Source organism: Psychrobacter immobilis (genome assembly GCF_904846175.1).
GTDB classification, from domain to species: domain Bacteria; phylum Pseudomonadota; class Gammaproteobacteria; order Pseudomonadales; family Moraxellaceae; genus Psychrobacter; species Psychrobacter immobilis_E.
Window position 1 is genome coordinate 103,813 of record NZ_CAJGZM010000004.1, and the last position, 26,062, is coordinate 129,874.

Below are 26,062 nucleotides of genomic sequence, written 5' to 3' on the forward strand. Positions count from 1 at the left end.
TTCGATGCTCTTAAAACGCCTAGCTCTTGCCGCGCTTTTTAGTCTTTCTATGGTCGGTTGTACCACCGCGCCCAATGCGTTAGCGGTCAATACAACGCAAAAGATTATTCAATATGAGCGCAATAAATCTGATTTGGACGTTAAATCGCTGACATTAGCTTCTGGCGATAAGATGGTCTATGCGGAAAACGGCAATGTCGCTGGCGAGCCGTTATTACTCATTCATGGCTTTGGCGGTAATAAAGACAACTTTACCCGTATCGCGCGTCATCTAGAAGGCTATCATCTGATCATTCCTGATTTGCTTGGTTTTGGTGAATCTAGTAAACCGATGAGCGCTGACTATCGCTCGGAGGCGCAAGCGACGCGCTTGCATGAATTGCTGCAAGCCAAAGGTTTGGCGTCCAATGTTCATGTCGGCGGCAATTCGATGGGCGGCGCAATCAGTGTGGCTTATGCGGCGAAGTATCCCAAAGACGTCAAAAGTTTATGGCTCGTCGATAGCGCAGGTTTTTGGTCAGCAGGTATTCCTAAATCATTAGAAGGTGCGACGTTAGATAACAATCCGCTGTTGATTAAGAGCAATGAAGACTTCTATAAAATGTATGATTTCGTCATGTATAAGCCGCCTTATATTCCTAAGTCTGTAAAAGCCGTCTTTGCGCAAGAACGTATTGCGAATAAAGCGCTAGAATCTAAAATACTGGCGCAAATAACTGAAGACAATGTCGAAGGTCGCGCTAAGATTATCGCTGACTATCATATTCCAACGCTGGTGGTTTGGGGTGAGAAGGATCAAGTGATCAAGCCTGAAACGGTTACGCTAATAAAAGAAATCATTCCGCAATCACAAGTTATTATGATGCCAGAGATTGGTCATGTACCGATGATAGAAGCGGTGAAGCAAACGGCTGAGGATTATAAAACGTTTCGTGAAGTGCTAAAGAAATAGTCATTTACCTATGATGTTGTAAGAATTTATTGGTTCAGCTTTTGGTTGGATATGGGCTGTTGTAGGTTGGGTTAAAAACTCCGCCTACGTCAATCAAACTAACTCTCTTTTACCAAGCGCTCTAATAATTCAATCGTGCGCTCTTGTCTGACCAAAGCCACCCCTTGCCCTGCCCATAAAGATTGATGTTCGGCATCAAGATTTTTGGTCGCATGGGCACGCAACAATTTGGTCATGGCATTTAATTGTGGATAAGGTGGTAGCTCATGAGCGCTCTCAAATTGAGCAAAGTCACGCAGATAATCGTTCAATAAAGCGCGTGCCTGTTTACCTGAAAATAGTCGCGTTAAGCGCGTTTCGGCACTGCGCTTACCTTCACTGGCGTCAAGTAGTGCTTGTTTATAGCTATCATTGATACCGCACTTATCGGTGGTCAAAAATGCCGTTCCTATTTGTGCAAGCTCGGCACCGGCGGTTTGAACGGCATTAATAGCTTGCCCAGTCATAATACCGCCAGCTGCAATCAAAGGAATATCGGTGCAAGCCCGCGTTTGAGCAATCAGTGTCAATAATCCCAATGGGTCATTTGCACTTTGCGCTAACCAACCACCGCGATGTCCACCAGCTTCTACGCCTTGTACGCATACTGCATCAGCGCCAATAGCTGCCCATGCTTTTGCTTCTAATGGATGATTGGCAGTACCGATGACGCGTGTGCCTAGACTCTGTAAACGCTGCATTTGTTCGGCATTGATAATACCAAAGGTAAAACTGACGACAGGAACAGGATTGTCATAGAGCACTTGTAGTTGCTCTGCAAAGCTGAGCGCTGGTTGTTTCGGTAATTCTATTTCTATATTATTTTCTTGATAATACTGGCTTAGCCAATTTGGAACCGCGCTGTCCAAGGTATTAGATTCATGCTCAGACAATACCATCAGATTGATCATAAAAGGGCGATCAGTGAGTGATTTAATGCTATCAATTTCACTGTTTAAAACCTTTGGCGTCGTCATGCCAGATCCCAATGAACCCAATCCACCAAAATTACTGACCGTCGCTGCCAGCTCAGGGGTGGTTGCTCCTGCCATAGGCGCTTGTACGATAGGATGGGTTAAATTGAGAGTATTCAGTAAGCTCATGACGGGCGTCCTTTTTATTTATTAGGAGGTTTGCATGACGTACTTTAACAAAGCTGAACGGCGTGCGTGTTAGATAATGTTTATTTAGTTGAGAAATAGGAGGGGTTGAGAAGTTGTGGCTAGTATCCACCATTAAAGAGTAATACAAGGTTTGATGTTGAAATTTAACGTAAAAAATAGGTCAGCTCTTACACCATCGAAAAGAGAGTTAAGAAAACCGACCTACTTTTATAAACTAACTGCTTAGCTTAAACTCTTAGTTCAACTGTAAAGAACCCTTCGCATTCATCAACAGCTCAACCACGTCATCACCGCTGATGACGGTGAAGCGCTTATCAATCGCTGATTCTTCTATGCCATTGTGTTTCATACACGCGCCGCAGACCAATACTTGACCGCCTTTTTCAATAAAGGCTTCTAGCAATTCGCTAGCAGGTTCAAATGGCGCACCAATATCAACGTTATCTAAAGCATTTGGCAATGCTAAATGTACCGCGTCTACCATCAATATAACCGATGCAGAGTGACCTTTTTTCAGCGCCACACCTGCCATGGTAAATGCTAAAGTAATTTTGCTTGGGTTTGATTCGCTATTATCAAACAGCGTGCCGACATAATCCGTATTATTAACCATATTATTTTCCTTATTAGACTGTTTTAGCTAGACAATATTTAGTTGAGTATAAGACTCACTACTATCCTAACATTTATTATATGTATTTATATAATGTCTTGTTAGGAAATAGTAGCTATAAGGTTACTTGCTTGTGACGAGCTACTTGTGAAGCAGCGCTGTAATGCAAATGGTTAAATAATCAGTGGATATTTGCAGTGAACCTAGCAAAAACTTACGCTTGCGGCGGCCACGGACGGTCAGCATCACTCACAATCCATTCTGCCACATAGCCGCTCGGTGGCAGTTCCCAATCCGATTGGTTTAAAGCTGCTAGTACGCGTGCGGTCTCGATCACCTTACCGCCTTCGGTGACCCCTGTGCGTAGTAGGGCCGATGAGCAAGGTTTGCCCTTTACCCACATCGATTGCTCAATATATATCCAGCGCTCATCGAAGCCTACGATTTTGGTTTTCATGGTGACTTTTTCAAAAGCACGAATCCGTCTGCGATATTGAATAGTGCTGCCAGCGACGACCAAGCCCCAACGCTGCTTGAGCAGTTGGCTGCCAAGTCCGCTCCGTACCGCAAAATCGGTACGTCCCATATCATAAAGCGTCAGCACGCGACCATTATTCATCTCCAAGAAATTATCAATGTCCGTCAAACGACAGCGAAAGGTAATCTCACTGGTATCTTTAAACGTTAAGGTATTGCCCTTTTTTACTTGTAGCGCGGCGTGGGCGATGGTGCTGGCATAACGGATAAATGGATACATGGCGCAATCTCAAAGGATTAAGGTTTAAAGTTCGAATAATATAATTAGGGTTTAGCAGATTAGCAAATCTCATTATCAATCGCTAGACACGACGCCAATAGACTCGAAATAAGCACTAACCGTTTCGGGTAACCAATTGATATCAAATCTTGATTTTTTATAAAGATGAGGAGATTTGTCTTTATCAGCGTTATAACGAATAAAGCCCACATGCCCGCCATGCTCAGTGTTTAAAATAGTGACGCTGTCAGAGACATCGTTTGGCGTAGCGGTAAAGCCAAGGAAAGGATCGTCTTTGGCGCTGATTAATAATAAAGGTTTGGTCACTTTTATCAAATAGGGCAATGCTGATGAGGCGTGATAATAATGATTGTTAGAGCGATAGCCATGACGCGGGGCGGTAAAGATATCATCAAAGTCGCTGATACGATTGACCGCTTTGATAGAGTCGATCTCATCTTTGGTAATGTCATTCGCCAACGCTTTTTTGATAATGGGATTAAGCAGATACGGCGTATAAATACGATGACTCAAAAAGCTGTGCATACTAAGCGCCGCGGACGACATATCGACAGGTGCTGAAATCACCGCCGCGCCATCACAGAGCGCTTTATCGCCATATTCACCCATATATTTCGCCAGTGCATTGCCACCTAGCGACACACCTACCGCATAGATATGGGCGTAATTTTCGCGCAAATTCTCTAGCATATGATGCAACTCGCCAGTGTCACCGGCGTTATAAAATACGCGACCGCTGGCAGGAATACCGCCGCAGCTGCGAAAGTGCGCCACCACAAAGTGCCATCCTTGCGCATGCATCTGATACGCCAAAGCACGGGCGTAATGACTGTCACTACTGCCTTCCATACCGTGAAATAGCACGATTAATGGCGTTTGCTCAAGCTCGCCATTATCTGCTGCTTTTATAGACTGGGCGTCTATAGGATGGGCGTCATAAAAGTCATAGGCAATATCACTTTCATCCAAGGAGTCTTTTTCGACCACACGGCGATAAGTCGGCGTTTTTGGGGCAAAAAATTTCGGTAAAATGCTTTGCAGGTGTGGATTACTCAGCCAAAAGGGCGGTTTAAAAGAGGTAGGTGAAAAGGTTTTAAGTGGTTTCGATGTTGGCATAAAGGTTTCTTATTTAATGGTTATATGAATTATCGTTAAAATCGTCTTTAACAATCAATGCCTTATCATACCGACGGACGTGGTCAAAACCAATGCTTTTCAGTGAACGCTCAGTGAACGTATGGTTACTCAAATCAATACTACTAAAAACCATGTTATTCAAAACAATGCTACTAAAAATAGCATGTTAGAAACAGAGAATTAAAAATACTTATTTCTTACGAATTATCTAAGACGCGTCCATCCATCGCCAGCCGTTCTTTTAAACGATCTATATCTGCTTCAGCAAGCGTCACGGTTAATGTCACTTGTTTACTATAAGCCACGTCATCGATACGACCATGTAAACTTTCGACCACGTAGCGACACTGCGCTTCAGTAGCAAACTCAGCGAGTATTTGCACTTGCGCCATCGGTACATAGGGTAGCAGAACCATTTCATCGACGGCAGCCTGCGCTGAGCCTGCATAGGCGCGAGTGAGACCGCCCGCACCGAGCTTGATACCGCCAAAATAACGCACCACGATGATAATGACGTTGCCGATAGATTTATGCTGTAAGACATTTAATATCGGTCGTCCTGCCGTGCCGTTCGGTTCGCCATCGTCGTCAAAGCCAGCACTGGTGGTGTTATTGGGGTCACCGATGATATACGCCCAGCAGTGGTGGCGGGCATCGGCATATTGCACGCGTAATTGTTCCACGTGAAACATTGCTTGCTCGCGCGAGGTCACCGGATAAGCATAGGCAATAAACTCAGATTTTTTAATTTCTAAGCGCGCGGTGACTGCTTGTTTTAGCGTTTGATAGCTCATATTTCATCAGGTCTAGGTTGGATATGGTAAACTTACTTAACTTTCACTGTCGTCCGTATTTGGCGCAGTGTTCATTTAATTTTTTATTATAGTACCACTTCTTATCAGTGAAGATAGCGCACAAGCTCAGTATGAGTGCTTGTGTCGTTAGACGCTAAGGTAGAGTAGGTATCATAAAACGGATGGTAATAAATAGTATGCGTCTAGATAAATTTCTGAGTAAAGCCACTGAGCTGTCGCGCAAAGAATCAAAAAAGATTCTGCACGCCGGTGAAGTGACGCTAAATGATACTGTGGTCAAAGACCCTGGGTTGCACGTCGATATCGTCAACGATGAAGTAACGTGGGCAGGCGAGCCGTTGTCAGTTGCTGCGGGTAATCGTTATATTCTGCTGCATAAGCCTGAAGGCTTTGAATGTACTTTAAAAGTCAAAGAACATCCTATCGTTACTGAGCTGATTGCCGTACCAGAGCTTGGAAGTTTACGTATTGCAGGTCGCCTCGATGTCGATACCACCGGAGCGTTGCTTATCAGTGATGATGGCAAATGGTTGCACCGTGTCACCAGCCCTAAACATGAGCATGCCAAGATTTATGAGCTGACCTTAGCTGAGGCGATGGATAGCGACGCGCAAGCCAATGCCGTTAAAGAAGTGGCTGAAGGTATCTTGTTAGAAGGCGAGCACGAAGAAACCAAGCCTGCCATTCTTGAATTCATCGATGAAACCCATGCGCGTTTAACATTAGAGCAGGGTAAATACCATCAAGTAAAACGTATGATGGGCTACTTTGGTAATCGAGTGACTGAGCTGCACCGCGCCAGTATTGGCCATATCACTTTAGACGGTCTGGATAAAGGCGACAGTCGTTTCCTAACACCAGAAGAAGTGGCTAAGTTCTAAACTTAAGCTGTGCTAAATCCTAAGATGAGCCACTAAAATACTTTCCAAAATGAGCAGCTACTGCAAAGTGTGCTGCTTTTTGCTGCCTACTTTTTATCTTTATTATCTCTGCCAACTGTCTGTGTTGCCTATCTCTTAAAGCTCAGTAGCAGTTTTGCAAAATTAAGCCTTTAATACTTTGCAAAAACTGCTCTTGTGCTAAAGTCAGCCTATCTTTTTTTAATCTATATTTTTACATAATATAGTTATCTTTATTAATTGTGGTTACCTTTAAATTCTTACTATGAATAGTTGCCGTTATTTAAAAAATAGCATTTAACAGTAGTGATTTTAATGGTAATGGCTATTAAAAACCAATAGGACTGTCTTTGTGAAATTCCCTATATTAAAATCTGCCAGCTTAATCAGTGCCATATTATTGACCTCCACTGCTTGTGCGCAGCCAAGTACTACTGATGCTATCAAAAAAAACAGCAGTCAAGCACCGCAAACTATCGAAAGTATGCAAAACACCCAAGCTACTGGCAGTATCAGCAAAGCGGTCGATAGTCAATTACGTCAACTGCTGAGCCAAGCCGGTATCAAAACCCAAATCACCTCTATCTTAGTATCTAAACTGCCAAATATGTATCAGGTTAATCTAGCAGGACAGCCGCCGCTGCATATTACCGAAGATGGTAAATATGTCATCCAAGGCGAGCTACAAAAGAATCCAAGCAAACGCGTAGTAACCAAGACGCCTGTGCGTAGCAGCAGCGCGCAAGTCGGCAAACCCGTTAGCGCCAGTGTCAAATCTGACATCCTAGCTAATATGAGTGCGCTAAAAAATATGAGCACTAAAACACCGTTCTTCTATACTGCGGTGCCGGGTGTCATTTGGGGAGCAACCTTAGAAGGCGTGCCTTTTTTATTGTCAGATGATGGGCAATATATTACCGACGGCGAGATATCAGTGATTGAAAACGGTCAGTTTATCGGGCTTGATGGCAACTTTGAACGCCTTAAAAACCAATCGGTATTTGCAACTTTGGATAAAAGCCAGCTGATTAATTACCCCGCAACTGGTATTGAAAAAGCAATTATATATGTCGCCACCGATGTTAATTGCCCTTATTGCCGCCGCTTGCATCAACAACTGCCCATGCTCAATGCAAAGGGCGTGACGGTCAAAACTATTGGCTATCCGATCTATGAAGAGTCACCTGAGCAAATGCGTGCTATCTGGTGTCAGGGCAATGAAGACAGCCGTCGCAAGGCATTAGATAAAGCCATGTTAAAGGGAGAGATGACGCCTGCACCAGCAAGCTGTAAGGTCAACCATATAACGCCCAATCGTGAAAAAGCGGCAGGACTTGCGGTGATGGCAACGCCGGCTATTTACCGTGAAGATGGTGTCCTTTTTCAAGCAAGCTTTGAGAGCCCTGAGTTTTTAGAGTTCTTGGGCGTGGAGTAAGTTGTTTAGTATGCTATAGCATGGAATACAATCAATAAAAAACCACCAATAAAAAACCACCGCATGACTATATTCATGTGGTGGTTTTTTTATGCGCTTAACGATTGGCTCTAGCCAACTTATTGTGGCAATGTTTATTATGGGAACGTGTATTGCGGCAAAATGATATCGACGATTTTCCAATTTATCAAACCATCTCGCTGCATTTTGATCGTGAGCGGGTAGCCTTTAACCTGACCGCTAATGTTAAAGCAATTAATACCGCAATAGCCCAACTTTGGCTTATCGCTATCTGTTCCTTGCGCCGCTTGTTGTTCAAGTTCTGCCGCTTGTTTATCCATAATTTGCTGCATTTGATTTTTAACCACGGCATTGATATCGCCGCGCTGAATAATCAAGCTTTGAATCAAGTTCTTTAAATCGACTTGATTACTGGCGATTGCCCATGCAGCGGCAAGCTCTTTGGTCGCAGTGTTAGCTTGACCTTGGGTATTAATCAGCTTTTCGATATTTTGTGGCGTAATCGCACCATCGACTGCTTGGATGATAAAACCGTTGGCCGCTTCGGTTAATGGCGCGCCGCCAAGTTCGGCAACCAATGGGTATTTGGTCATGGTCACTGCAAACTGGCTGGTCAGCTGATTTTGGATACTGGGGCGCACTTGCTCATAATCAATCGCCGCTGCGATAGTCGCACCATCTTTGGCGTCGTAGGCATTTTTAAGCTGATAGGCGCTGTAGTAAGGCGAGCCGCCATAGATTGCAATAGCAATCACTATCAATAAAACAATCAGCTTTTTCATAAAAATTGCTACCTTATTGCAAACCTAGTGGCTAAAAATCTCAAAAATAGGATTTGAAACCCCATCAATATGGCGCTAAATACTAGCATGGTCAGCCTTTATAAAGGTATAAAAACCTTTATTGAATTCTTAATAAAACCTTTTTTAAGTGCTTAAACGTCATATGTGAGAATTTTGACTGCCAAGCGCTTGATAAATCATATTGCCATCTCCATAAATAGCGCAAACTTTTAATAATTGATTTGGCTAAGCAGCATCCCGCCGTACTCGCTTGTAAGATTCATAAATCATCCTTTTTGCCTGCGCCTATTTTGCTGTGTTTCATGTGAAACCTTTTGATGCGAATATAAGCAGGATTATAAGTAAGATGATTGACTCGGGTTGATGAATCGACCGACCGGTGGACTGTGAAGACGATAGGAGAGCCCATGAGTAAGCGCGATTTTTATGAGATATTAGGTGTCAGTAAGACTGTAGATACCAAAGAAATCAAGCGAGCTTACCGCAAGCTTGCTATGAAATACCATCCGGATCGTAACTCTGATGACCCTGATGCCGAAGAGAAGTTCAAAGAAGCGTCGATGGCTTATGAGGTATTGAGTAACGAAGAAAAACGCTCAGCTTATGATCGTATGGGTCATGCTGCCTTTGAGAACGGCATGGGCGGTGGCGGTTTCGGCGGCGGTGGTGGTAATTTCCAAGATATATTTGGCGATATTTTCGGCAACTTTGGCGATATATTTGGTCAGTCGCGTGGGGGCGGCGGTGGACGTTCGCGCCGTGGCTCAGATTTGCGTTATGTGATTGAGCTGACCCTAGAAGAAGCGGTGCGCGGCTGTAAAAAAGAAATCAGCTTTACCGCTCCTGCGCCTTGCGATACCTGTGATGGTAAAGGCGCAAAAAATGCTTCTGATATCGTGACTTGTCAGATGTGCCATGGTCAGGGACAAGTGCGTATGCAGCAAGGCTTTTTTGCCGTGCAGCAAGCGTGTCCACAGTGCGGCGGCTCTGGTAAACAGATTAAAAACCCTTGTCCTGATTGTCATGGTAATGGCGTCAAAGACAAATCACGCACGCTTGAAGTATCTATTCCAGCAGGCGTCGATGATGGTGACCGCGTACGCCTTGCAGGTGAAGGCGAAGCGGGTGGTGCTGGCGTACAAAACGGCGATTTATACGTCGAAGTACGCGTAAAACCGCACGATGTCTTTACTCGTCAAGGTGCCGACCTTTATATGGATGTACCAGTGAGCATTACTGATGCGGCCCTCGGTAAAGAAGTTGAAATCCCAACCTTAGATGGCAAAGTCAAAATCAAGGTTGCCGAAGGTACGCAAAGTGGTAAGCTTTTACGTGTACGCGGTAAAGGTGTGACGCCAGTACGCACCACGATGAAAGGTGATTTAATTTGCCGTGTGGTCATCGAGACGCCAGTAAACTTAACGCGCGAGCAAAAAGACTTGTTACGTCAATTCCAAGACACACTTGATGGCGACAGCAAACATCAGCAGTCACCCCATAAAAAGTCATTCTTTAAAAAGATTGGCGACTTGTTTGATTAACGCTGTTTATGGCTGAATCGCTATATCTAAAGCAAATAGCTAAAATAAGCCGCTCAAATAAGTAGTTATGCTAACCCAGAGGTTTCATGTGAAACCTCTGGATTTTTTATTGAGCGTATAAAAAGCCACTCGTGCAGTGATATTTGCTAAACTTATGATAAATATTATGCAAAAACTCTCTTATTAAAAATAAAGTATTTAGGATAAAGATATGAGTCAGCAAGAAAATAAAAAAACCATTAATGTTGGTGTTATCGGTGCCGGTGGGCGTATGGGGCGTATGCTTATCGAAGCCGTACAGGACAACCCGCAAACAACGCTGAACGCCGCGATTGAACGTCAAGGTTCAAGCCTTGTTGGTGCCGATGCTGGCGAAGTCGCAGCGATTGGTCGTTTAGATGTGCAGATTGTAGATGATTTAAAAGCAGTCATTAATGACATCGATGTGCTGATTGATTTTAGCTTACCTGATGCCACTGAACAAAATATGCAAATCTGCGCAGCAAATAATGTTGCGATGGTGATTGGTACTACAGGCTTTAATGAGCAGCAAGAGCAAGTGTTAAAAGAAGCAAGTAAGCAAATCGCTATCGTCTATGCAGGTAATTATTCAACAGGCGTTAATCTATCATTAAAATTACTAGCGATGGCAGCAAAAGCCTTTGGTACCGATGCCGATGTAGAAGTCATCGAAGCCCATCATAAGCATAAAATTGATGCGCCATCGGGCACGGCTTATATGATGGCAGAAGCGGTCGCAGAAGCGCGCGGACAGAACCTAAAAGACGTTGCCGTTTATGGCCGCGAAGGGCAAACTGGCGCACGTGAAGTCGGCAGTATTGGTATTCATGCGATACGTGGTGGCGAAATCATTGGTGATCATACGGTGATGTTTATTGCAGATGGTGAAGTGGTTGAAATTACCCATCGTGCCCGTGCGCGCATGACTTTTGCAACTGGTGCAGTGCGTGCGGCAACTTGGGTTATTAAGCAAGAGGTTGGGCAATATAATATGCAGGATGTTTTAGGCTTAAATGACTAAAGCTTAAAGGATTAAGGTTTTTTGCTTATGGTTTGGTAGCTGCTGAGTATGGCTCTTGATAGCGTTTACTTATTGCTAGAGGTCAGTTATGAATAAGTTTAGTGAAAATATAATAGCGAGTTTTGGTCGCACGGTGGCTATACTTAATACTATTAAAAATATAAAAATTGCCAGAAGCATAAGTTATGCGCGTCCGATAGCATTTACTTTAAGTTTAACTATATTGCCAATAGTCGTACAAGCAGCTACTTATCAAACCTATGTGATTCATACTTATGGGGGTGAGAGCTTATTACCAGCGGTTCGTCAGCAGTTAAGTGCCAGTCGCGACGGCGGCACAGTATCGATTTATCAAGATAAGCTCGTGTTGCATACCACTGCCGCTAATTATCAAACCGTACAACAATTACTCAGTCAGATTGATGGTCAACCTCAGGCGTTGACCGTTGCTGTGCGTGTCGGTAATAGTAGTCAATCCCAAGGTAATATTCAGCAAGGTCAGGTTATTATTAGCAATCGGGGTATTCAAGGTGTAGTGATGATTAACCAGCTTAATAGCCAGCAGCAAGGTAATAATCTATATCAAGTGCAAACCCTGTCTGGTAGCGCGGCAAGTATCAGCACCGGCACGCTTTATTCATTAAACCAAACCTATATTGCTAATAGTTATCCGACCTATAATCGGCCGTCTGGACAAATTATTATTCAGCAGCAAGTATTATTACCAACGACGCAAGGGATTGCTGTAACGCCAAAGTTATTGCCAAACGGGCAGGTCGAAGTACGACTCACCCAAGTAGAAGAGCAGCTCGTGCGCGCTAATCCTTCTCATAATCGCTATAGCTATACTAATAACAGTAGCGTGCAAGACCAAAGACTGAATAGCACCATTGTCGTGCCACGCGGACAGTGGGTCAATATTGGACAAATCTCTCAAAACAACCAAAGCCAAAGCTCAGGTTATGGCAGTAATCAAATGGTCAATAGCAGCAATAGCGTACCGATTTCATTATTGGTACAGTAGCTAGCATTTATTAACGCCACCTCACTGAACATATTAAAATAGACACAAAAAAACGCGGCACTGTTTATCACAGTACCGCGCTTTTCTATTGATATTGATTGCTCAAAAATTAATCAATATAAATGACTTCTAACGGCGGGAAGCCATTGAACTCAATAGACGAATACGAGTTGGTATAAGCGCCCGTGGTGAGCCAAAATATTTTATCGCCAATTTCTAGCTCTTCTGGCAACTGATAACCCGCTTCTTCATACATGATATCGGTTGAATCACAAGTTGGCCCTGCCAATACGACCGTGCCTTCGCTTGTCGACGTTTCCATTTTAGGCGTATAAACAGGATATTTGATGGCTTCACCCAGGGTCTCGATTAGGCCTTGGAATAAGCCTACATCGGTATAGACCCAGCGCGTCAAATCCGTATCTGATTTACGCGAAATAAGTACCACATCGCTGACCAATACACCGGAGCCACCAACCAATGAACGACCTGGCTCAAGAATAATCTCCGGCATCTCATCTTCATTATAGTCATCGGTCAGATAACGGGTAATCTCTTCAGCATAGACTTTGATCGGATTGACTTCGCTGATATAGTTCGCCGGAAAGCCGCCGCCCAAATTAATCATTTGCAGCTTAATATCTTCTTCGTTCTTCATCCAGTCAAACATGTATTTGACCTTGGCGAGCGCGTCATCCCAAGCAGCTACGTCTTTTTGCTGGCTACCGACGTGGAACGAGATACCATAAGGTACTAAGCCCAATTCGCGCGCTTGAATCAACAAGTCAATCGCCATATTTGGATGGCAACCAAATTTGCGTGATAGCGGCCATTCGGCAGTTTCAGAGCCTTGTACTAAGATACGCACAAATATTCTTGAACCAGGCGCGTACTTGGCGATATTTTTTAAATCTGCTTCTGAGTCGGTGGCATATAAATCAATCCCTTTTTCAAAGGCATATTTGACATGCTGCGCTTTTTTAATGGTATTGCCATAAGAAATACGCGATGGCTCAACGCCGCAATCAAGCACACGATCCAGCTCATAGATTGAGGCGCAGTCAAAGTTTGAACCAAGCTCAGCAAGCAAGTTAATCACTTCAACCGCTGGGCTGGCCTTCATTGCATAATGGATTTTTGCCTTCGGGAAAAAACCGACCATTTCCGCATATTTAGTTTTAATACGGCTCAGGTCGACGACCAAAAACGGGGTTTCGCGACCTTCGGCAGCTTTGGTGAATTTCTGCCAGCCGGCAGGGTCAAAATATTGGTCAATTTTGATCATGGTCATGGTAGGAAACCTTTAATGAAGACACTAGATGTCAGAGAATAAAAATGTTGGAGATTATAAAGCCAATACCATCGTCATATACTATCGTCGTTATAAAACCATCATCGTACTTATTGCCGCGGCTAAAATTAAGCGGCAAGTATAAATTCTTAACGAACGATATTTCTTACTAATAATTAAATGACGAAAAATACGGCTTAAAAAATAAATGAATGAATCAATTAAGAGTGGGTAGTTTGCGGCTGTTTATCGTGTATCTCTTCGCCTTGCTTCTCACGTATTTTAAGGACTTTACGTACTTTATCACGTGCACGCGTTTGCTTGAGACGCGATAAATAATCAACGAAAATGACGCCGTTTAAATGATCCATTTCATGTTGGATACAAACAGCAAGTAAACCTTCTACTTCTTCATCAATCTTGTTGCCATTCTCGTCCAAGGCTTCGATACGCACTTTACTTGGACGCTCAACCTTATCATAGACTTCAGGTACCGATAAACAACCCTCTTCGTACGGCTGCTTTTCTTCTACCAACGGCGTGACCTTAGGATTAATAAAAACCCTTGGGCTATCTTTATCTTCCGATAAATCCATGACGATAAGCTGGATATGGCGATCAACTTGGCTCGCTGCTAACCCAATACCTTGGGCATCATACATGGTCTCAATCATATCGGCGATTAAGGTTTTGATTTCAGCCGTGACTTCCTTGACAGGCTTAGCAATCGTGCGTAAGCGCGGGTCAGGATAGCTTAAAATAGGGAGTAACGCCATAAGGCTCACCTCAATGATAAAGATAAAATAGGTCTGATATTATAAGATAAATGGGGACAAAAGTAATGCTTATCAATACATGAGGTTCTTTATCCTTATTTAATAACATAAGCAAGACTTATGATTAATAATTAAGACAGAAAAATGGCATCAATAAAAAAAGCCTTGCATTGAGCAAGACCTTTTTATATTTCTTTAATTAGATTAAACGCTATGAGTGGTATGCATCAATTATATACGGCGTTTACTCATAATCATCTCATAGATAAATAGTAAGATAATTGCACCGATTACTGAGAATATTAGACCAGTAAAGCCGCCATCAGCATTGATACCGATTAAGCCTGCGACAAAACCACCTAGCATCGCACCAACGATACCCAAAACGATGGTCATAATCCAACCCATAGGGTCGTTACCCGGCTTAATAGCACGAGCCAATAAACCTGCGACCAAACCTACGATAATCATCCAAATAAAGCTCATTGTTATTCTCCTAATAGGGTTTAATTTATACTGTTATTTATAATATGTTACTTATTTTGATGAATTCATTGTAATCATTCCTTACTTAAAAAAGTAAGGACGAAATGTTATCTGTGTACGGGCTGTGTGAGGAAAAAGCCATATTTGCTATCAAGCAGAGGAGATAGGTAAACGGTAGGTTACAAAGGTAGTAAAGTCGCTAACGCCATGGCTAATTGAGAAGATAAAATTTGAAAATTTAAGAAAAGTAATTTAGCGCATAAAAATAACGGCTGATTTGGATATGCGTTTGACTGTTAGCTTGGCTGTAGGTTTGACTGTTAGCTTGGCTATAAATTTGACTGAGAAAAAACGCCCATAAAAAAGCGTGGTTCGTTTAACGGAACCACGCTTTTAAGATAGAAATACTTCAATGTTTTTAGTTTTTTAGCAGCATTTTATTGGTTACGCAGCGCAGTTAATAGACGCTGATGAATCCCTTCAAAGCCGCCATTCGACATAATGACAATAGCATCGCCAGATTTGGCATAGGTAATAATATGTTCAATAATCGCCTCGGTACTAGAGAGTACCTGCTGACTTGCGATATTCGGGTTTTTAGCCTTGGCATTATCGATGACGTCCTTTAGACCCCATTCAAGTCCTGTTGGCTCATACCATAAAGTATGGTCGGCAAGGGCAGCGGACTCAGCCAAGCTGTCTTGATGAATACCCATTTTCATGGTGTTGCTGCGCGGCTCGATAATCGCCCAAATGCGTCTGTTCGCCAGTTTCTTTTTGGCACCATCTAAGGTGGTGGTAATGGCGGTCGGGTGATGGGCGAAATCATCAAATACCAAGATGTTATTTACATCGCCAATCAGCTCCATACGGCGTTTGATACCAGCAAAGGCTGATAATGCCGCGCAGGCAGTTTTGACATCGACACCAACATTATAAGCAGCCGCGACCGCAACCAAAGCATTATTGACGTTATGAATGCCACTCATTGACCAATCGACGACGCCTGTTGCTTCTTTATCAGCAGTATCCGCGACAAAACTGACATTAAATTGACCGCCATCGGCGCTGATAAGCTCAGCCTGCCAGTCGCTACTGTTTTTTAACGTTTTGTCTTCTATATCGGTATTATCTGCCAACGAATCTAGAACAGCAGTTCGCCAAATCGGTGTCCAAACGCCTTTTGCCAAGGTATCTTCTAAACTAATGGTCGCCGCTGGCATGATGATTTTACCGGTGCTTGGAATCATGCGTACCATATGATGAAACTGGGTTTGGATAGCGTTTAGGTCAGCGAAGATATCGGCATGGTCAAATTCGAGGTTATTTAAAATTGCAGTACGCGGACGATAGTGAACGAACTTTGAACGCTTATCAAAAAATGCCGAATCGTATTCATCAGCCTCAATAACGAAGTAACCTGCTTTTTCTACATCGCCATCAACGGTTTTTTCAGCACCCAAGTAGCTGCTATGCGCAAAGACTTGCTGTAAGTGCGCATCAGTAGTATCGACCAATGGCACACCGCCAATCAAAAACCCCGTATCAATACCGGCATAATGCAGTATCCAAGAAAGCATGGTTGTCGTGGTGGTTTTACCATGCGTACCAGCCACAGCGATGACATGGCGAGATTGCAGCACTTGTTCAGATAAAAATTGTGGCCCTGAGGTATAGCGCAGACCGCTATCAAGCATATATTCAATGACATCCATGCCACGTTTCATCGCATTACCAACCACCACCAAATCAGGCGTCGGCTGCAAATGTTCTACCAAATAACCTTCGGCAATCGTCACGCCCGCATTTTCAAGTTGGGTCGACATCGGTGGATAGACATTGGCGTCCGAGCCTGTAACCGTATGCCCAAGCGCGCGCGCGAGTAACGCCAGCGAGCCCATAAAAGTACCACAAATACCAAGAATATGAATATGCATAGACGTTCCGTACACGCTTGAAAAAGGGAATTGAGCTTGAATGTCAGGCAACACATATTAGTGCAGCAGAAAGCTCAATAGACAAAGGCTCATTGTAAAGTAAACACCATAAGATGACCAATAAAAAACGCCCAGTAAGTAGGCGTTATGTAGAAACTCGATTTAGATGATTGGTTTAGATGATTGGTTTAGATGATTTGCGCAAAATCCTGTTTACCTGTCTGCTTAGCGACGCGACAGAGTATAGTCATCATTAGGATTTTTATCGGCATCCATCATAATCAAATGATTGTCTCTAATTTGATAGGTTTCGATGTTTTTCTTCTCGTAGACAATGGTGATTTTATTGTCATCTTGGCGATAAACCCCAGATTCTAGCAAAGGCGGATTGGTCGGCTCTGCATCATTAAAGACACTGGTTTTTAGCACAGAGCCATCAGCGAATAAATTTAAAGTAATGTCGATATTGTCGCAAGAAGCGCATGGCACAATACCGCCATAATCCCCCATCAACGTTGCTTGCAAAGTACTATCGCTATTCACTGTAGAAATCATCGGTGAGCTTCGCGTATTGTCTTTTGCATTGGCCGCTGCAATAAGTGACTGACCTTGTTCGCCATTTGCCTCATTGACTATATCGCTACTACCATTCTCTAGAGCAGCATCACTTTGCCCATCAGCCTGCTCTAGACTATTTATCGGTGCAGTTTGCGTTGTTTTATTATTAGAAGAGGATGCGCTGTCACAGCTCATCAGTAATAGACAAAGTGGTATCGCTAACAATGGGCGCGTACAGCGTCTGATAGCGGTAACCGCAAAACAGCAAGTAGGCGAGAAATTCATCATAGTATTACCAAAAAACAGTTTTTTAAATAGTGTATCTAAACCTTGCCAGTAGGAAAACTGACTATGGCATTGGTAAAATAAAAATAATCAAAAACTAAATAGGACAAGCTTAACGGCAATAAGTAAAACGCGCGACCCAGACTTCGTTAAATTATGTGATAACTGTAAACGAGCTAATCAATAACATCGTATATAAGCATTAAAAACACTGTCTATATGCGATTAATGGGCTATGGAATCTATCGTTATTCCAATAGGGTAGATAAATCTTATAGAGATATCAAAGCGTAAAAGTGACTAAGGAGGTTTATGGGTAGTGATGATAGGGTGAAAATATCAAATAAATAGCTTTTATAGGCTATAAAACTAAAATAACCGTCAGTACAATTAAGCATGACGGTTATAAGTGCTGGTTAATAATGACGCGCAATTAAAGAAGTTAGGAAATGATTAACAGCCGTTAGAAAAATTGTTTATAAAGATAATCTAGCGAGCAGGGCGCATGATACGCCATAAAATCAGCACATGCACCACTATCAAAAGGCTAAATAAAATCAAAGATTGTTCAGGGATACTCAAACCCATAAATCTCCACGCAACAGATGCGCATTCGCCAGAACCAGCGAATACCTCTTTTAAGACTTGCTGCATCGGCAAGGTATCAAGCCAATAATCTAAGCCGGGACCACATGATGGCACTTGGTCAGCAGGCAAATGTTGTAGCCATACATGACGACCTGCGACTACAGCCGCCCAACCGATACCTGCTAAGCTCCCAAGCCATAATAGCAAACGCACCACCATTGATTTTGGATTAAACAGCGCTGCGATTAAAGCAAAGCCGCCCATAATCATCAGACCAATACGCTGAAAAATACACAGCGGGCAAGGCGAAAATCCCATATAACGCTGTAAGAAAAATAGCGCAAAACTCATGCCTATCACGGTCATTATTACTAAAAACACTTGCAGATTACGGTAAGTGGTCAACTGTCGCATGGGGCGAATACTCTTATAAAGTGCTTATTGATAAAGGTTAAAATTGATAAATATTGAAATTAATAAACAATTAGCGGTATTGCTGTAAAAAATCCATAAAGTCTTCGGTTTCAGCTGCTTCAAGCTCAGCTTGCTGCAAGATAGATTTTTCGGCAAGTACTTCATATTTGGCTTGGGTATTCGGGCTCAAAGTCTGCTGTAGTATCGACTCACGATGCTGCTGTGCTAAAGTAAAGCCAAGCTGCCATAAGCTGCCTAAACGCTTACTATCTGAGTTAACTTGCGCCGAGATAGTCGACTCAGAATGTCCCGCTTTACCTTGCATCAAGGCAACCGCCGTCCGATATTCATTGCCACCATAGTGTGCATCAAGTAGCTCTGCCAATGGCTGCATACGGCTTAGGTGGGTGAGCATCCAGCTTTCAAGGGTTTGCTCGTCACCATTATTAATGATTTGCAAGTTCTCACGGCGACCTTCGTTGACCACGCGCTCCAAATTAACAGCCAGCGCCTCTTCTTCTGCTGGCATTAGCTCTGGCGAATCACTGAGCAGGCAGTACAGTGCCATCACTTCTAAAAAGCAGGCGCTAGATAAGCGAATACCAATATCGCTATATGGGTCGAGGTCGATAGCGCGAAACTCAACGTAAGCAATACCGCGACGCTCAAGCGCTTCGGTTGGACTCTCGCCACTTTCAGCAATTTGTTTTGGACGGATAGGGCTATAGTACTCATTTTCTATTTGTAGAATATGATCATTGATTTGAATCGGATTGCCTTCTGCATCGTTTAAGCCTAGCTTTTGAAAACTTTCATGCGGGGTTTGAATCGCACGGCGTAGACCTTTGACATACTCGGGTAGATTGTTATAACGAATATCAAGGTGTTCTTGCACGCTGTTGGTATAGCCAAGCTTGCCCATGCGTAGGCTGGTCGCAGTCGGTTTATAGTAGGTTGAGTCATTAAGCAGCTCAAGGTCATGCTCGATACCTGACACAAAGCACGGGCACACACTGGGACTGGCACCTAATAAATACAGCAACAAACTGGTCAGACGTTTAAAGTTACGAATAAGACCCAAGTACTTGTCGTTTTTAAATTCTGTTAGGGTCAAATCTTGTGCGCTTGGTGTTTGCGCTTGCCATGCACTAAATAAGTCATCACCAAAGGACAGGTTATAATGTAAACCTGCAATGGTCTGCATCCGGCGACCATAACGGATACCGAGTCCACTGCGATATAAGGTTTTTAGCTTACCGGTATTAGAGCTGCCATAATCTGCTAGCGGAATATCTTCATCATTGGAGGATAGCATGCACGGCATTGATAATGGCCACATCAGCTCGCCTTCAGGCATACCTTGGTAAACCAATAAATGCAGCTGACGCAGCATGGTCAGCGTCTCTTTCGGTGAAGTCTTGGGATCAGTGATAAGTTCAAGCAAACTCTCTGAATAATCAGTGGTGATAAACGGATGGGTCAGCTTTGAGCCAAGTTTGGCAGGATGTGGCGTTTGGGCCAAAAACCCGTCAGGTTTAACACGTAGGCCTTCTTTTTCGATACCGCGCAGCATGCCGCTTAAATGCTTGCTATCAAACCAGTTTGGAATTTCAAAATCTACAAAGCTGCTCGCAAAATTACTCATAATAGTCATCTGTTGTTATTAGTTATGGTCAGTCGCCACACGATTGCTGTACGATTGCAAAAAGGGGTGAGATATTCACGTCAGTTTAGCCCAAAGCTACCCTAAAAACCACGCACAATTACAAATACAGTAAGCTTCGGTTGTGGTTAAACTACGGTTGTTTCTTGGATAAAAGATAAAATAAAATTTTGCAATCAGCGCATCTTAAGTAAAAAAAGCACCTACTTATCAAGTAGATGCTTTAAATTCATTATTTCATGTAAATGAGTCAATGCTTTAAATAAAAAACAGGCTTATGAAAATTCTAATTCAGTCTCGAAACCTTTTAGAATATGACGTGCCATGGCAAGGTTTGATTTTTGACGGTCAAGTACAAGGTATAAAAATAAGTTGTCATTACGTACCAATGGGCGTAACAAATGATACTGCTTACTCAAGGTAATAAGAATGTCTTCGATGTTCTCATTTAAACCTAACGCTTCTGCAACTTTGCGCTTAGAGCGCAGCACTTCAGTATTACCAGCGGCAGCCAGTTCAAGATCGATGCCAGAGCCAAGAGTGGCCATTGCTAGACCAGATTCGCTGTCTACTAACGCTGCTGCGATAAAGCCGTCAATGTCGTTTAATGCATCAAGTGATAACTTAGCCATGAGGATGTGCCTTAATTATTTGGGATAGGAATGGGATTGTTTTGCCGTCATTAGCCTTTGATAGCAAAATCCTTTAATAAAAAATCTTCTAACAAAAATCTTTTAATAAAAGGCTCGCAAGCAGTGGCTTTGCAAAAAGTTTTTTAAGTAGCAGCTAAAAAATGGTATTGATTAGTTTAGCTACTCAAAAGAAGACGGTATTTAAGCATATCTCCATAAAAAAACAATCGTAAACCGACTAAAGCCACCTTTTACCCGATTATCGGTTAAAAATGACTTTTTCAGTTTACGATTGTATACTTAATTTTATCCCAACAGCACTGTATTGCTTCTAAAATGACGTAACTCTCTCGACCTGCTTAAAGAGAAAACGATGAACCGCAGCCGCAAGTAGTGGTGGCATTTGGGTTGGTGACGATAAAGCGCGCGCCCTCTAAGCCTTCGGTATAGTCAACGGTAGAACCTTGCAGATACTGATAGCTTAGCGAATCGACGACTAAGGTCACATCCTCATTATCAAAATTGGCATCATCTTCATTAAGCTCATTGGCAAAGTTAAAGCCATAAGAGAAGCCTGAACAGCCGCCACCCGTCACGTAGACACGCAGCATCAGGTTGCTGTCACCTTCTTCTTCACGCAGGCGACGTACTTTTTTTGCCGCACTGTCAGTTAAGTTCAGCGCGGTTGGGTCGATCGGCTGACTTGAGCTTGGGTTAAATTGGTTGGCTGATTCGTTCATATCTACCTCAGTTGCTAAAATCAAATGATTTGTTTCTTATTTTTGCGAGGTCGTCTATTTATACTGGATAGGGCGACTGATGAGTAGCGGCTGATAAAGCATAGGCTACGGTAATATATTTATATTTGGTCAAGGCATCTAGATGCTGATGTTGAGCGCTTATTTTGGCATTGCGACATTGTGGCATAGCGATTTGATGAATAGCAATGCTGCCGACGCTTAAAACTAGGCACTTAACTGCATGATGTCAATAGTGTTTTACTAGTATATCATAATTGGGGTATTGATTGATTTGTCAAGGGTGACAGCAGCGTTTGCAACGAGATAGCGGTTTTAAATAACAAACTTTTAAATCGTTCGCGCTCCATCATCATAACGAGTGGTTTTTAGCAGTATAAAGAGTTGAATTTAAAATAGTTATTTAATCGTTTGCCTATGCGGCAAGCGTTTGAAATAATAGCCGCCTGTAAACATGCCAGACGTGTGTTTTTATTGCCTTAAGTTTTATATTATTGTTGAGATGAAGAAATTATATGATCGAATTTAAAGACGTTGGTGTTCGCCGTGATGGTCGTGAGTTGTTTGCAGGGGCAAGCTTCCAGCTACATCCGGGCCATAAAGTTGGCTTGACGGGCAATAACGGTACAGGCAAATCTACCTTGTTTGCCTTATTATTGACACGCATGGGCACAGGTGATACCGAAGTGACGCTTGATAAGGGCGAAATCAGTATTCCTGATAGCTGGCATGTGGCGCACATGGCGCAAGAAGTTGGCGCGACCACACAAACGGCAATTGATTATGTGTTAAGCGGCGATGAGCAGTGGTACGAGATTAATGCGGCTTTAAATGATTTAAGCAGTGTCAGTGACGATCAGATTGGCGTATTACATCAGCAGTTTGATGAGATTGATGGTTATCGTACGCCGACCAAAGCGGCACAAATCATGGCGGGTCTTGGTTTTAATACCAGCCAACATGAGCTGCCCGTAGAAGGGTTTTCGGGCGGCTGGCGTATGCGTTTAAACCTTGCTAAGACCTTGATGAGCCGTGCAGACTTGATGCTACTTGATGAGCCAACCAACCATTTGGACTTAGATGCGATTTTATGGCTTGAGACGTGGATTAATGCCTTTACTGGTTTGGTCATCGTTATCTCGCATGACCAGACATTCTTGGATAACACCGTTGGTCATATCTTGCACGTTGAACAGCAAAAAATCACCCTTTATACCGGTAACTATCAGCAGTTTATTCGTACCCGTCATGAGCGTATGGCGCAGCAGCAGCAAGCGTTTGAAAAGCAAGAAGCAACTAAGGCGCATTTAGACGACTTTATTCGTCGTTTCCGCGCTAAAGCCAGTAAGGCAAAGCAAGCGCAGAGCCGTATCAAGCAGCTTGAGCGCATGGCGGAGTTGTCTCCAATGATGGCAGACAACCCGTTCTCGTTCCGCTTCTATGAGCCAGCGAATATGAGCTCTCCATTGATTGAGCTGACCGATGCCGATATCGGCTATAGTGATACCCCGCTCCTTTATAATGCCAATGTACAAGTGACTCCTGATACGCGTATCGGACTGCTAGGAATGAATGGCGCGGGTAAGTCGACCTTGATTAAAGCCTTGGTCGGTGAGCTTGGCGTGTTAAAAGGCAGTTATAACGTTTCAGATACGCTAAAGCTTGGCTACTTTAACCAGCATCAAATGGATATCCTTGACCCCAAAGCAACTCCGATAGAGATGCTGCGTCGTTTAGCAGGCAAAACGTCTGATGCGATGTTACGGTCGTTTTTGGGGAGCTTTGATTTCCGTGGCGACCGTATTGATACCATAAGTGAGCTATTCTCCGGTGGCGAGCGGGCGCGTTTAACCTTGGCTTTGATTGTTTGGCAACGTCCGAACGTGTTGGTACTCGATGAGCCAACCAACCATTTAGACCTACAAATGCGTCAGGCTTTGACCATCGCTTTGCAAGGATTTGAAGGGGCAGTGGTACTGGTATCGCATGACCGCGAGCTGATTGCCAACGTCTGTGATGAGCTGTTTTTGGTCCATGACGGTATAATCGAAGAATTCGATGGCGACATCAGCGACTATGGCAAATGGCTGGCTGAAAAACGTAAGCAAGAAAATACGCCCGATAAAAGCAATAGTAAGAAAAAGAGCAAAAAGGAAAGCAAGAAGTTTGTTTCACGTGAAACTAACGATACTGGGGTCAATCAGCAAGTGGGCAATAACGAGTCTCAACCTGCGCTTAGTAAAGATGCGCAGCGCAAATTAGCCGCTGAACAACGCAAATTAACTGCACCTATTCGCCGCGATATTGAGAATACAGAAAAAGCGTTGGCTGATATTGATAAGAAGTTAGCGACTCTTGAGACCAAGCTTGCCGATACTGAGCTTTATGAAGAAAGCCGTAAAGCTGATTTAATGAAATTACTGAATGAGCAAACGGCGCTACAGCAGCAGCATAGCGATAATGAAGAAAAGTTATTGCTGGCGATGACGACCTTAGAAGAAATGGAAGCCAGTATAGGCTAGCACTACAAGACGCTTATCTCTTAGTTTTAATAAAAACCAAGAGATAAAAGCTAGTCATAAAAAAGGGAAGGCTTAGGCCTTCCCTTTTTAGTATTTTATGTGCTTATTGCATACGATATTTACCATCACCATAAGAGAGTATCTTCATGGTAGTCGTACAAAGCTCGCAGTTTATTTGACCAGCAGCAGCTTTGGATAAATCCAGAATACGACCTTTAATAAAAGGTCCTCTATCTGTGATTTTTACAATCACGCTCTGCATTGTCTTTTTGTTGGTTACTTCTACTTTGGTCCCAAATGGTAACGTTTTATGCGCAGCGGTCAGAGAATTCATATTGAATATGCTGCCACTTGCGGTACGTTTGCCATGGAACTTACTACCATAGTAACTGGTATTGCCGGCAAAAACGGTGGTACTGAGCAGCAGCGATAAAGTGATGACTAAAGACTTGATTAAATAAGACATTTAAAACCTGTATGCTATTGATGAGATAGACAGGTATTCTTGCCTATGTTATCCATACTCCCTGTGAGTACAAATAATGAAAGTATCTTACAAGAAGGAGCTTGTTATATTATTACAGGCATGTAAAAGAACTCTTAAGGTCAAAACGTGCTATTTTTTCTAAAATTTTTAGATTTATCTATCTTAGATAACGATGCTATGTATTTAATTTTATTAATAAAATCCCCATGATGTCCTATATACATAGCTTTTATACTTATACAATGAGTGATGGGTTTAATAGTGGGTGACAGTACTGGTAATATTTATCTAACGGTACGAGCTTTTATTATTGTTATCATGATTACTAGATGATAATGGCGATCTGTTATGTCGCCGTTAAATAAACTTTCCTATCATCTCGTTTACATTGGCATAGCATTTCTTATCAACGTGCTTTTATATTGAGGAAAAATAACATGGCAGAAAAAAATTATTACGACATTTTAGGGGTCAAAAAAGACGCCACAGATGCTGACATTAAGAAGAAATATCGTAAGCTTGTGCGTCAATATCATCCTGACGTCAGTGACGCTCCCGACGCGGATAATAAAATTGCAGAAATTAACAATGCTTATGAAACCATTAGAGACAAAGACAAGCGGGCGGAATACGATGCCATGCTCAACAATCCCTTTGCCGGTCAGGCTGGTGCGAGTGGATTCGGTGGGCAATCAGCGGGCGGACAAGGTGGCTACCGCTGGGAAGATATTAAAGGTCAGTTTGGCGAAGGCGAAGCTTATGGTGATGGCGGTTTTCGCTTCGATGATATTTTTTCCGCTTTTGGTCGCGGGGCAGGTGGACAATCGCAGCGTGGCGGTTTTGGCGCGCAAGATAGTAAGGGTCAGGACCAGCATGCAGAGATTACGGTTGATTTGGCGTCGGTATATGACGGTGACGATTACAGCATTAAATTAAATGTGCCTACTCGTCAAGCAAACGGTAGTGTCGATTACGACAATAAAACGCTGAAAATTAAGATTCCAAAAGGCATCACCGATGGCAAACAAATTCGTCTAGCGGGACAAGGTGCAGCGGGTATTGGCGGTGGTAAAAATGGCGATTTATTTTTAAAGGTGAAGATTCGTCATGCCGATAATATCCGCATCGAAGGCGCTGACGTTTATCAAACCGTTAATATAGCGCCGTGGGAAGCAGCGCTCGGTGAAAAAATCAACGTCAGTACCCCAGCAGGGACGCTTGGCGTGACGATTCCTAGAAACAGTAAATCTGGCAGTAATCTGCGTTTAAAAGGTAAGGGCATTCCTGCTAAACAAGCGGGCGATTTATATTTAACCTTAAATATCGTTAACCCTGATATCAGTAGCGAGGCCGCTACCAAAGCTTATGAGCAGCTCAAAGAAGCTTTTGCTGAGACCAGTATCAGCCGTTAACCAAAGCGATTAACAAATAGCAAAATGACG

At 43.1% G+C, this 26,062-nt stretch carries 24 protein-coding genes; 8 read left to right on the plus strand and 16 right to left on the minus strand.

Annotated features, from left to right (window positions below; genetic code table 11):
* The first annotated feature begins 4 nt into the window (after window positions 1–4).
* Window positions 5–952 (plus strand): alpha/beta fold hydrolase, encoded by a 948-nt coding sequence (locus JMW39_RS06950; protein WP_201545112.1) that lies wholly within the window; start codon window positions 5–7, stop codon window positions 950–952.
* Window positions 953–1,050: 98 nt separating this feature from the next.
* Here the strand turns inward: JMW39_RS06950 and JMW39_RS06955 are convergent, their stop codons facing one another.
* From JMW39_RS06955 to JMW39_RS06975, 5 genes are all read right to left on the minus strand, one after another.
* A complete protein-coding gene (locus JMW39_RS06955) occupies window positions 1,051–2,094 on the minus strand; it encodes an NAD(P)H-dependent flavin oxidoreductase (protein ID WP_201545113.1) in 1,044 nt (347 codons plus the stop codon).
* Window positions 2,095–2,350: 256 nt separating this feature from the next.
* On the minus strand, window positions 2,351–2,728 hold the full coding sequence (locus JMW39_RS06960; protein WP_201545114.1) for a DsrE family protein: 378 nt from the start codon (window positions 2,726–2,728) through the stop codon (window positions 2,351–2,353).
* 214 nt (window positions 2,729–2,942) lie between these two features.
* Window positions 2,943–3,485 carry an acyl-CoA thioesterase gene (locus JMW39_RS06965; RefSeq protein WP_201545115.1) on the minus strand — a complete coding sequence of 181 codons (543 nt, stop codon included), beginning with the start codon at window positions 3,483–3,485 and terminating at the stop codon, window positions 2,943–2,945.
* 75 nt (window positions 3,486–3,560) lie between these two features.
* A complete protein-coding gene (locus tag JMW39_RS06970; RefSeq protein WP_201545117.1) occupies window positions 3,561–4,622 on the minus strand; it encodes a YheT family hydrolase in 1,062 nt (353 codons plus the stop codon).
* Window positions 4,623–4,840: 218 nt separating this feature from the next.
* Window positions 4,841–5,437 (minus strand): YigZ family protein, encoded by a 597-nt coding sequence (locus JMW39_RS06975; protein WP_201545118.1) that lies wholly within the window; start codon window positions 5,435–5,437, stop codon window positions 4,841–4,843.
* A gap of 197 nt (window positions 5,438–5,634) precedes the next feature.
* On the opposite strand from JMW39_RS06975, the gene JMW39_RS06980 reads away from it, so the two are divergent.
* Window positions 5,635–6,339: a pseudouridine synthase gene (locus tag JMW39_RS06980; protein WP_201545119.1), complete on the plus strand. Its 705-nt coding sequence runs from the start codon at window positions 5,635–5,637 to the stop codon at window positions 6,337–6,339.
* A 370-nt stretch (window positions 6,340–6,709) separates the two neighbouring features.
* A complete protein-coding gene (locus JMW39_RS06985; RefSeq protein WP_201545120.1) occupies window positions 6,710–7,792 on the plus strand; it encodes a thioredoxin fold domain-containing protein in 1,083 nt (360 codons plus the stop codon).
* A 137-nt stretch (window positions 7,793–7,929) separates the two neighbouring features.
* Here the strand turns inward: JMW39_RS06985 and JMW39_RS06990 are convergent, their stop codons facing one another.
* Window positions 7,930–8,595, minus strand: a complete 666-nt coding sequence (locus JMW39_RS06990) for a DUF2939 domain-containing protein (protein ID WP_201545121.1) — start codon at window positions 8,593–8,595, stop codon at window positions 7,930–7,932.
* Between the two features lie 428 nt (window positions 8,596–9,023).
* Here JMW39_RS06990 and dnaJ point away from each other — a divergent pair, with 428 nt between their 5' ends.
* From dnaJ to JMW39_RS07005, 3 genes are all read left to right on the plus strand, one after another.
* Complete coding sequence (gene dnaJ, locus JMW39_RS06995) at window positions 9,024–10,157, plus strand: molecular chaperone DnaJ (protein ID WP_201545122.1); 1,134 nt, start codon at window positions 9,024–9,026, stop codon at window positions 10,155–10,157.
* Between the two features lie 211 nt (window positions 10,158–10,368).
* A complete protein-coding gene (gene dapB / locus JMW39_RS07000; RefSeq protein ID WP_201545123.1) occupies window positions 10,369–11,199 on the plus strand; it encodes a 4-hydroxy-tetrahydrodipicolinate reductase in 831 nt (276 codons plus the stop codon).
* Between the two features lie 88 nt (window positions 11,200–11,287).
* Window positions 11,288–12,223: a hypothetical protein gene (locus JMW39_RS07005; RefSeq protein ID WP_201545124.1), complete on the plus strand. Its 936-nt coding sequence runs from the start codon at window positions 11,288–11,290 to the stop codon at window positions 12,221–12,223.
* A 109-nt stretch (window positions 12,224–12,332) separates the two neighbouring features.
* Here JMW39_RS07005 and JMW39_RS07010 read toward each other — a convergent pair whose 3' ends face one another.
* The 9 genes from JMW39_RS07010 to erpA all read right to left on the minus strand — a co-directional run bounded on the left by JMW39_RS07010 (window position 12,333) and on the right by erpA (window position 21,593).
* Window positions 12,333–13,508: a type III PLP-dependent enzyme gene (locus tag JMW39_RS07010; RefSeq protein ID WP_201545713.1), complete on the minus strand. Its 1,176-nt coding sequence runs from the start codon at window positions 13,506–13,508 to the stop codon at window positions 12,333–12,335.
* Between the two features lie 227 nt (window positions 13,509–13,735).
* On the minus strand, window positions 13,736–14,290 hold the full coding sequence (gene def / locus JMW39_RS07015) for a peptide deformylase (protein ID WP_201545126.1): 555 nt from the start codon (window positions 14,288–14,290) through the stop codon (window positions 13,736–13,738).
* Window positions 14,291–14,521: 231 nt separating this feature from the next.
* Complete coding sequence (locus JMW39_RS07020; RefSeq protein WP_201545128.1) at window positions 14,522–14,776, minus strand: GlsB/YeaQ/YmgE family stress response membrane protein; 255 nt, start codon at window positions 14,774–14,776, stop codon at window positions 14,522–14,524.
* A 437-nt stretch (window positions 14,777–15,213) separates the two neighbouring features.
* Window positions 15,214–16,713: a UDP-N-acetylmuramate:L-alanyl-gamma-D-glutamyl-meso-diaminopimelate ligase gene (gene mpl, locus JMW39_RS07025; RefSeq protein ID WP_201545130.1), complete on the minus strand. Its 1,500-nt coding sequence runs from the start codon at window positions 16,711–16,713 to the stop codon at window positions 15,214–15,216.
* A gap of 225 nt (window positions 16,714–16,938) precedes the next feature.
* The gene (locus JMW39_RS07030) at window positions 16,939–17,559 is read right to left on the minus strand and encodes a copper resistance protein NlpE (protein ID WP_201545132.1); all 621 of its coding nucleotides are present in this window, start codon (window positions 17,557–17,559) and stop codon (window positions 16,939–16,941) included.
* A gap of 486 nt (window positions 17,560–18,045) precedes the next feature.
* Window positions 18,046–18,558 carry a disulfide bond formation protein B gene (locus JMW39_RS07035; protein ID WP_201545133.1) on the minus strand — a complete coding sequence of 171 codons (513 nt, stop codon included), beginning with the start codon at window positions 18,556–18,558 and terminating at the stop codon, window positions 18,046–18,048.
* Window positions 18,559–18,628: 70 nt separating this feature from the next.
* Complete coding sequence (gene gshA, locus JMW39_RS07040; RefSeq protein WP_413786220.1) at window positions 18,629–20,212, minus strand: glutamate--cysteine ligase; 1,584 nt, start codon at window positions 20,210–20,212, stop codon at window positions 18,629–18,631.
* A 284-nt stretch (window positions 20,213–20,496) separates the two neighbouring features.
* On the minus strand, window positions 20,497–20,853 hold the full coding sequence (locus JMW39_RS07045; protein WP_201545135.1) for a roadblock/LC7 domain-containing protein: 357 nt from the start codon (window positions 20,851–20,853) through the stop codon (window positions 20,497–20,499).
* A 359-nt stretch (window positions 20,854–21,212) separates the two neighbouring features.
* On the minus strand, window positions 21,213–21,593 hold the full coding sequence (gene erpA / locus JMW39_RS07050; RefSeq protein ID WP_413786221.1) for an iron-sulfur cluster insertion protein ErpA: 381 nt from the start codon (window positions 21,591–21,593) through the stop codon (window positions 21,213–21,215).
* Window positions 21,594–22,126: 533 nt separating this feature from the next.
* Between erpA and JMW39_RS07055 the strand changes: the two genes are divergently transcribed.
* Window positions 22,127–24,133, plus strand: a complete 2,007-nt coding sequence (locus JMW39_RS07055; RefSeq protein WP_201545136.1) for an ATP-binding cassette domain-containing protein — start codon at window positions 22,127–22,129, stop codon at window positions 24,131–24,133.
* A gap of 103 nt (window positions 24,134–24,236) precedes the next feature.
* On the opposite strand, the gene JMW39_RS07060 is transcribed toward JMW39_RS07055, so the two are convergent.
* On the minus strand, window positions 24,237–24,599 hold the full coding sequence (locus JMW39_RS07060; RefSeq protein WP_201545137.1) for a septal ring lytic transglycosylase RlpA family protein: 363 nt from the start codon (window positions 24,597–24,599) through the stop codon (window positions 24,237–24,239).
* Window positions 24,600–25,057: 458 nt separating this feature from the next.
* Here JMW39_RS07060 and JMW39_RS07065 point away from each other — a divergent pair, with 458 nt between their 5' ends.
* Window positions 25,058–26,032 carry a DnaJ C-terminal domain-containing protein gene (locus JMW39_RS07065; protein WP_201545142.1) on the plus strand — a complete coding sequence of 325 codons (975 nt, stop codon included), beginning with the start codon at window positions 25,058–25,060 and terminating at the stop codon, window positions 26,030–26,032.
* Window positions 26,033–26,062 lie beyond the last annotated feature (30 nt).

Bases quoted from the DNA above. Each gene is read 5' to 3' on its own strand.
- gshA (WP_413786220.1), bottom strand. From the start codon at position 20,212: ATGACTATTATGAGTAATTTTGCGAGCAGCTTTGTAGATTTTGAAATT.
- JMW39_RS07055 (WP_201545136.1), top strand. From the start codon at position 22,127: ATGATCGAATTTAAAGACGTTGGTGTTCGCCGTGATGGTCGTGAGTTG.
- JMW39_RS07030 (WP_201545132.1), bottom strand. From the start codon at position 17,559: ATGATGAATTTCTCGCCTACTTGCTGTTTTGCGGTTACCGCTATCAGA.
- JMW39_RS06960 (WP_201545114.1), bottom strand. From the start codon at position 2,728: ATGGTTAATAATACGGATTATGTCGGCACGCTGTTTGATAATAGCGAA.
- JMW39_RS07045 (WP_201545135.1), bottom strand. From the start codon at position 20,853: ATGGCTAAGTTATCACTTGATGCATTAAACGACATTGACGGCTTTATC.
- dapB (WP_201545123.1), top strand. From the start codon at position 10,369: ATGAGTCAGCAAGAAAATAAAAAAACCATTAATGTTGGTGTTATCGGT.
- JMW39_RS06980 (WP_201545119.1), top strand. From the start codon at position 5,635: ATGCGTCTAGATAAATTTCTGAGTAAAGCCACTGAGCTGTCGCGCAAA.
- JMW39_RS06950 (WP_201545112.1), top strand. From the start codon at position 5: ATGCTCTTAAAACGCCTAGCTCTTGCCGCGCTTTTTAGTCTTTCTATG.
- JMW39_RS07060 (WP_201545137.1), bottom strand. From the start codon at position 24,599: ATGTCTTATTTAATCAAGTCTTTAGTCATCACTTTATCGCTGCTGCTC.
- JMW39_RS06965 (WP_201545115.1), bottom strand. From the start codon at position 3,485: ATGTATCCATTTATCCGTTATGCCAGCACCATCGCCCACGCCGCGCTA.
- JMW39_RS07005 (WP_201545124.1), top strand. From the start codon at position 11,288: ATGAATAAGTTTAGTGAAAATATAATAGCGAGTTTTGGTCGCACGGTG.
- JMW39_RS07065 (WP_201545142.1), top strand. From the start codon at position 25,058: ATGGCAGAAAAAAATTATTACGACATTTTAGGGGTCAAAAAAGACGCC.
- mpl (WP_201545130.1), bottom strand. From the start codon at position 16,713: ATGCATATTCATATTCTTGGTATTTGTGGTACTTTTATGGGCTCGCTG.
- dnaJ (WP_201545122.1), top strand. From the start codon at position 9,024: ATGAGTAAGCGCGATTTTTATGAGATATTAGGTGTCAGTAAGACTGTA.
- JMW39_RS07020 (WP_201545128.1), bottom strand. From the start codon at position 14,776: ATGAGCTTTATTTGGATGATTATCGTAGGTTTGGTCGCAGGTTTATTG.
- erpA (WP_413786221.1), bottom strand. From the start codon at position 21,593: ATGAACGAATCAGCCAACCAATTTAACCCAAGCTCAAGTCAGCCGATC.
- JMW39_RS06970 (WP_201545117.1), bottom strand. From the start codon at position 4,622: ATGCCAACATCGAAACCACTTAAAACCTTTTCACCTACCTCTTTTAAA.
- JMW39_RS06975 (WP_201545118.1), bottom strand. From the start codon at position 5,437: ATGAGCTATCAAACGCTAAAACAAGCAGTCACCGCGCGCTTAGAAATT.
- JMW39_RS06955 (WP_201545113.1), bottom strand. From the start codon at position 2,094: ATGAGCTTACTGAATACTCTCAATTTAACCCATCCTATCGTACAAGCG.
- JMW39_RS07010 (WP_201545713.1), bottom strand. From the start codon at position 13,508: ATGATCAAAATTGACCAATATTTTGACCCTGCCGGCTGGCAGAAATTC.
- JMW39_RS07035 (WP_201545133.1), bottom strand. From the start codon at position 18,558: ATGCGACAGTTGACCACTTACCGTAATCTGCAAGTGTTTTTAGTAATA.
- JMW39_RS06990 (WP_201545121.1), bottom strand. From the start codon at position 8,595: ATGAAAAAGCTGATTGTTTTATTGATAGTGATTGCTATTGCAATCTAT.
- def (WP_201545126.1), bottom strand. From the start codon at position 14,290: ATGGCGTTACTCCCTATTTTAAGCTATCCTGACCCGCGCTTACGCACG.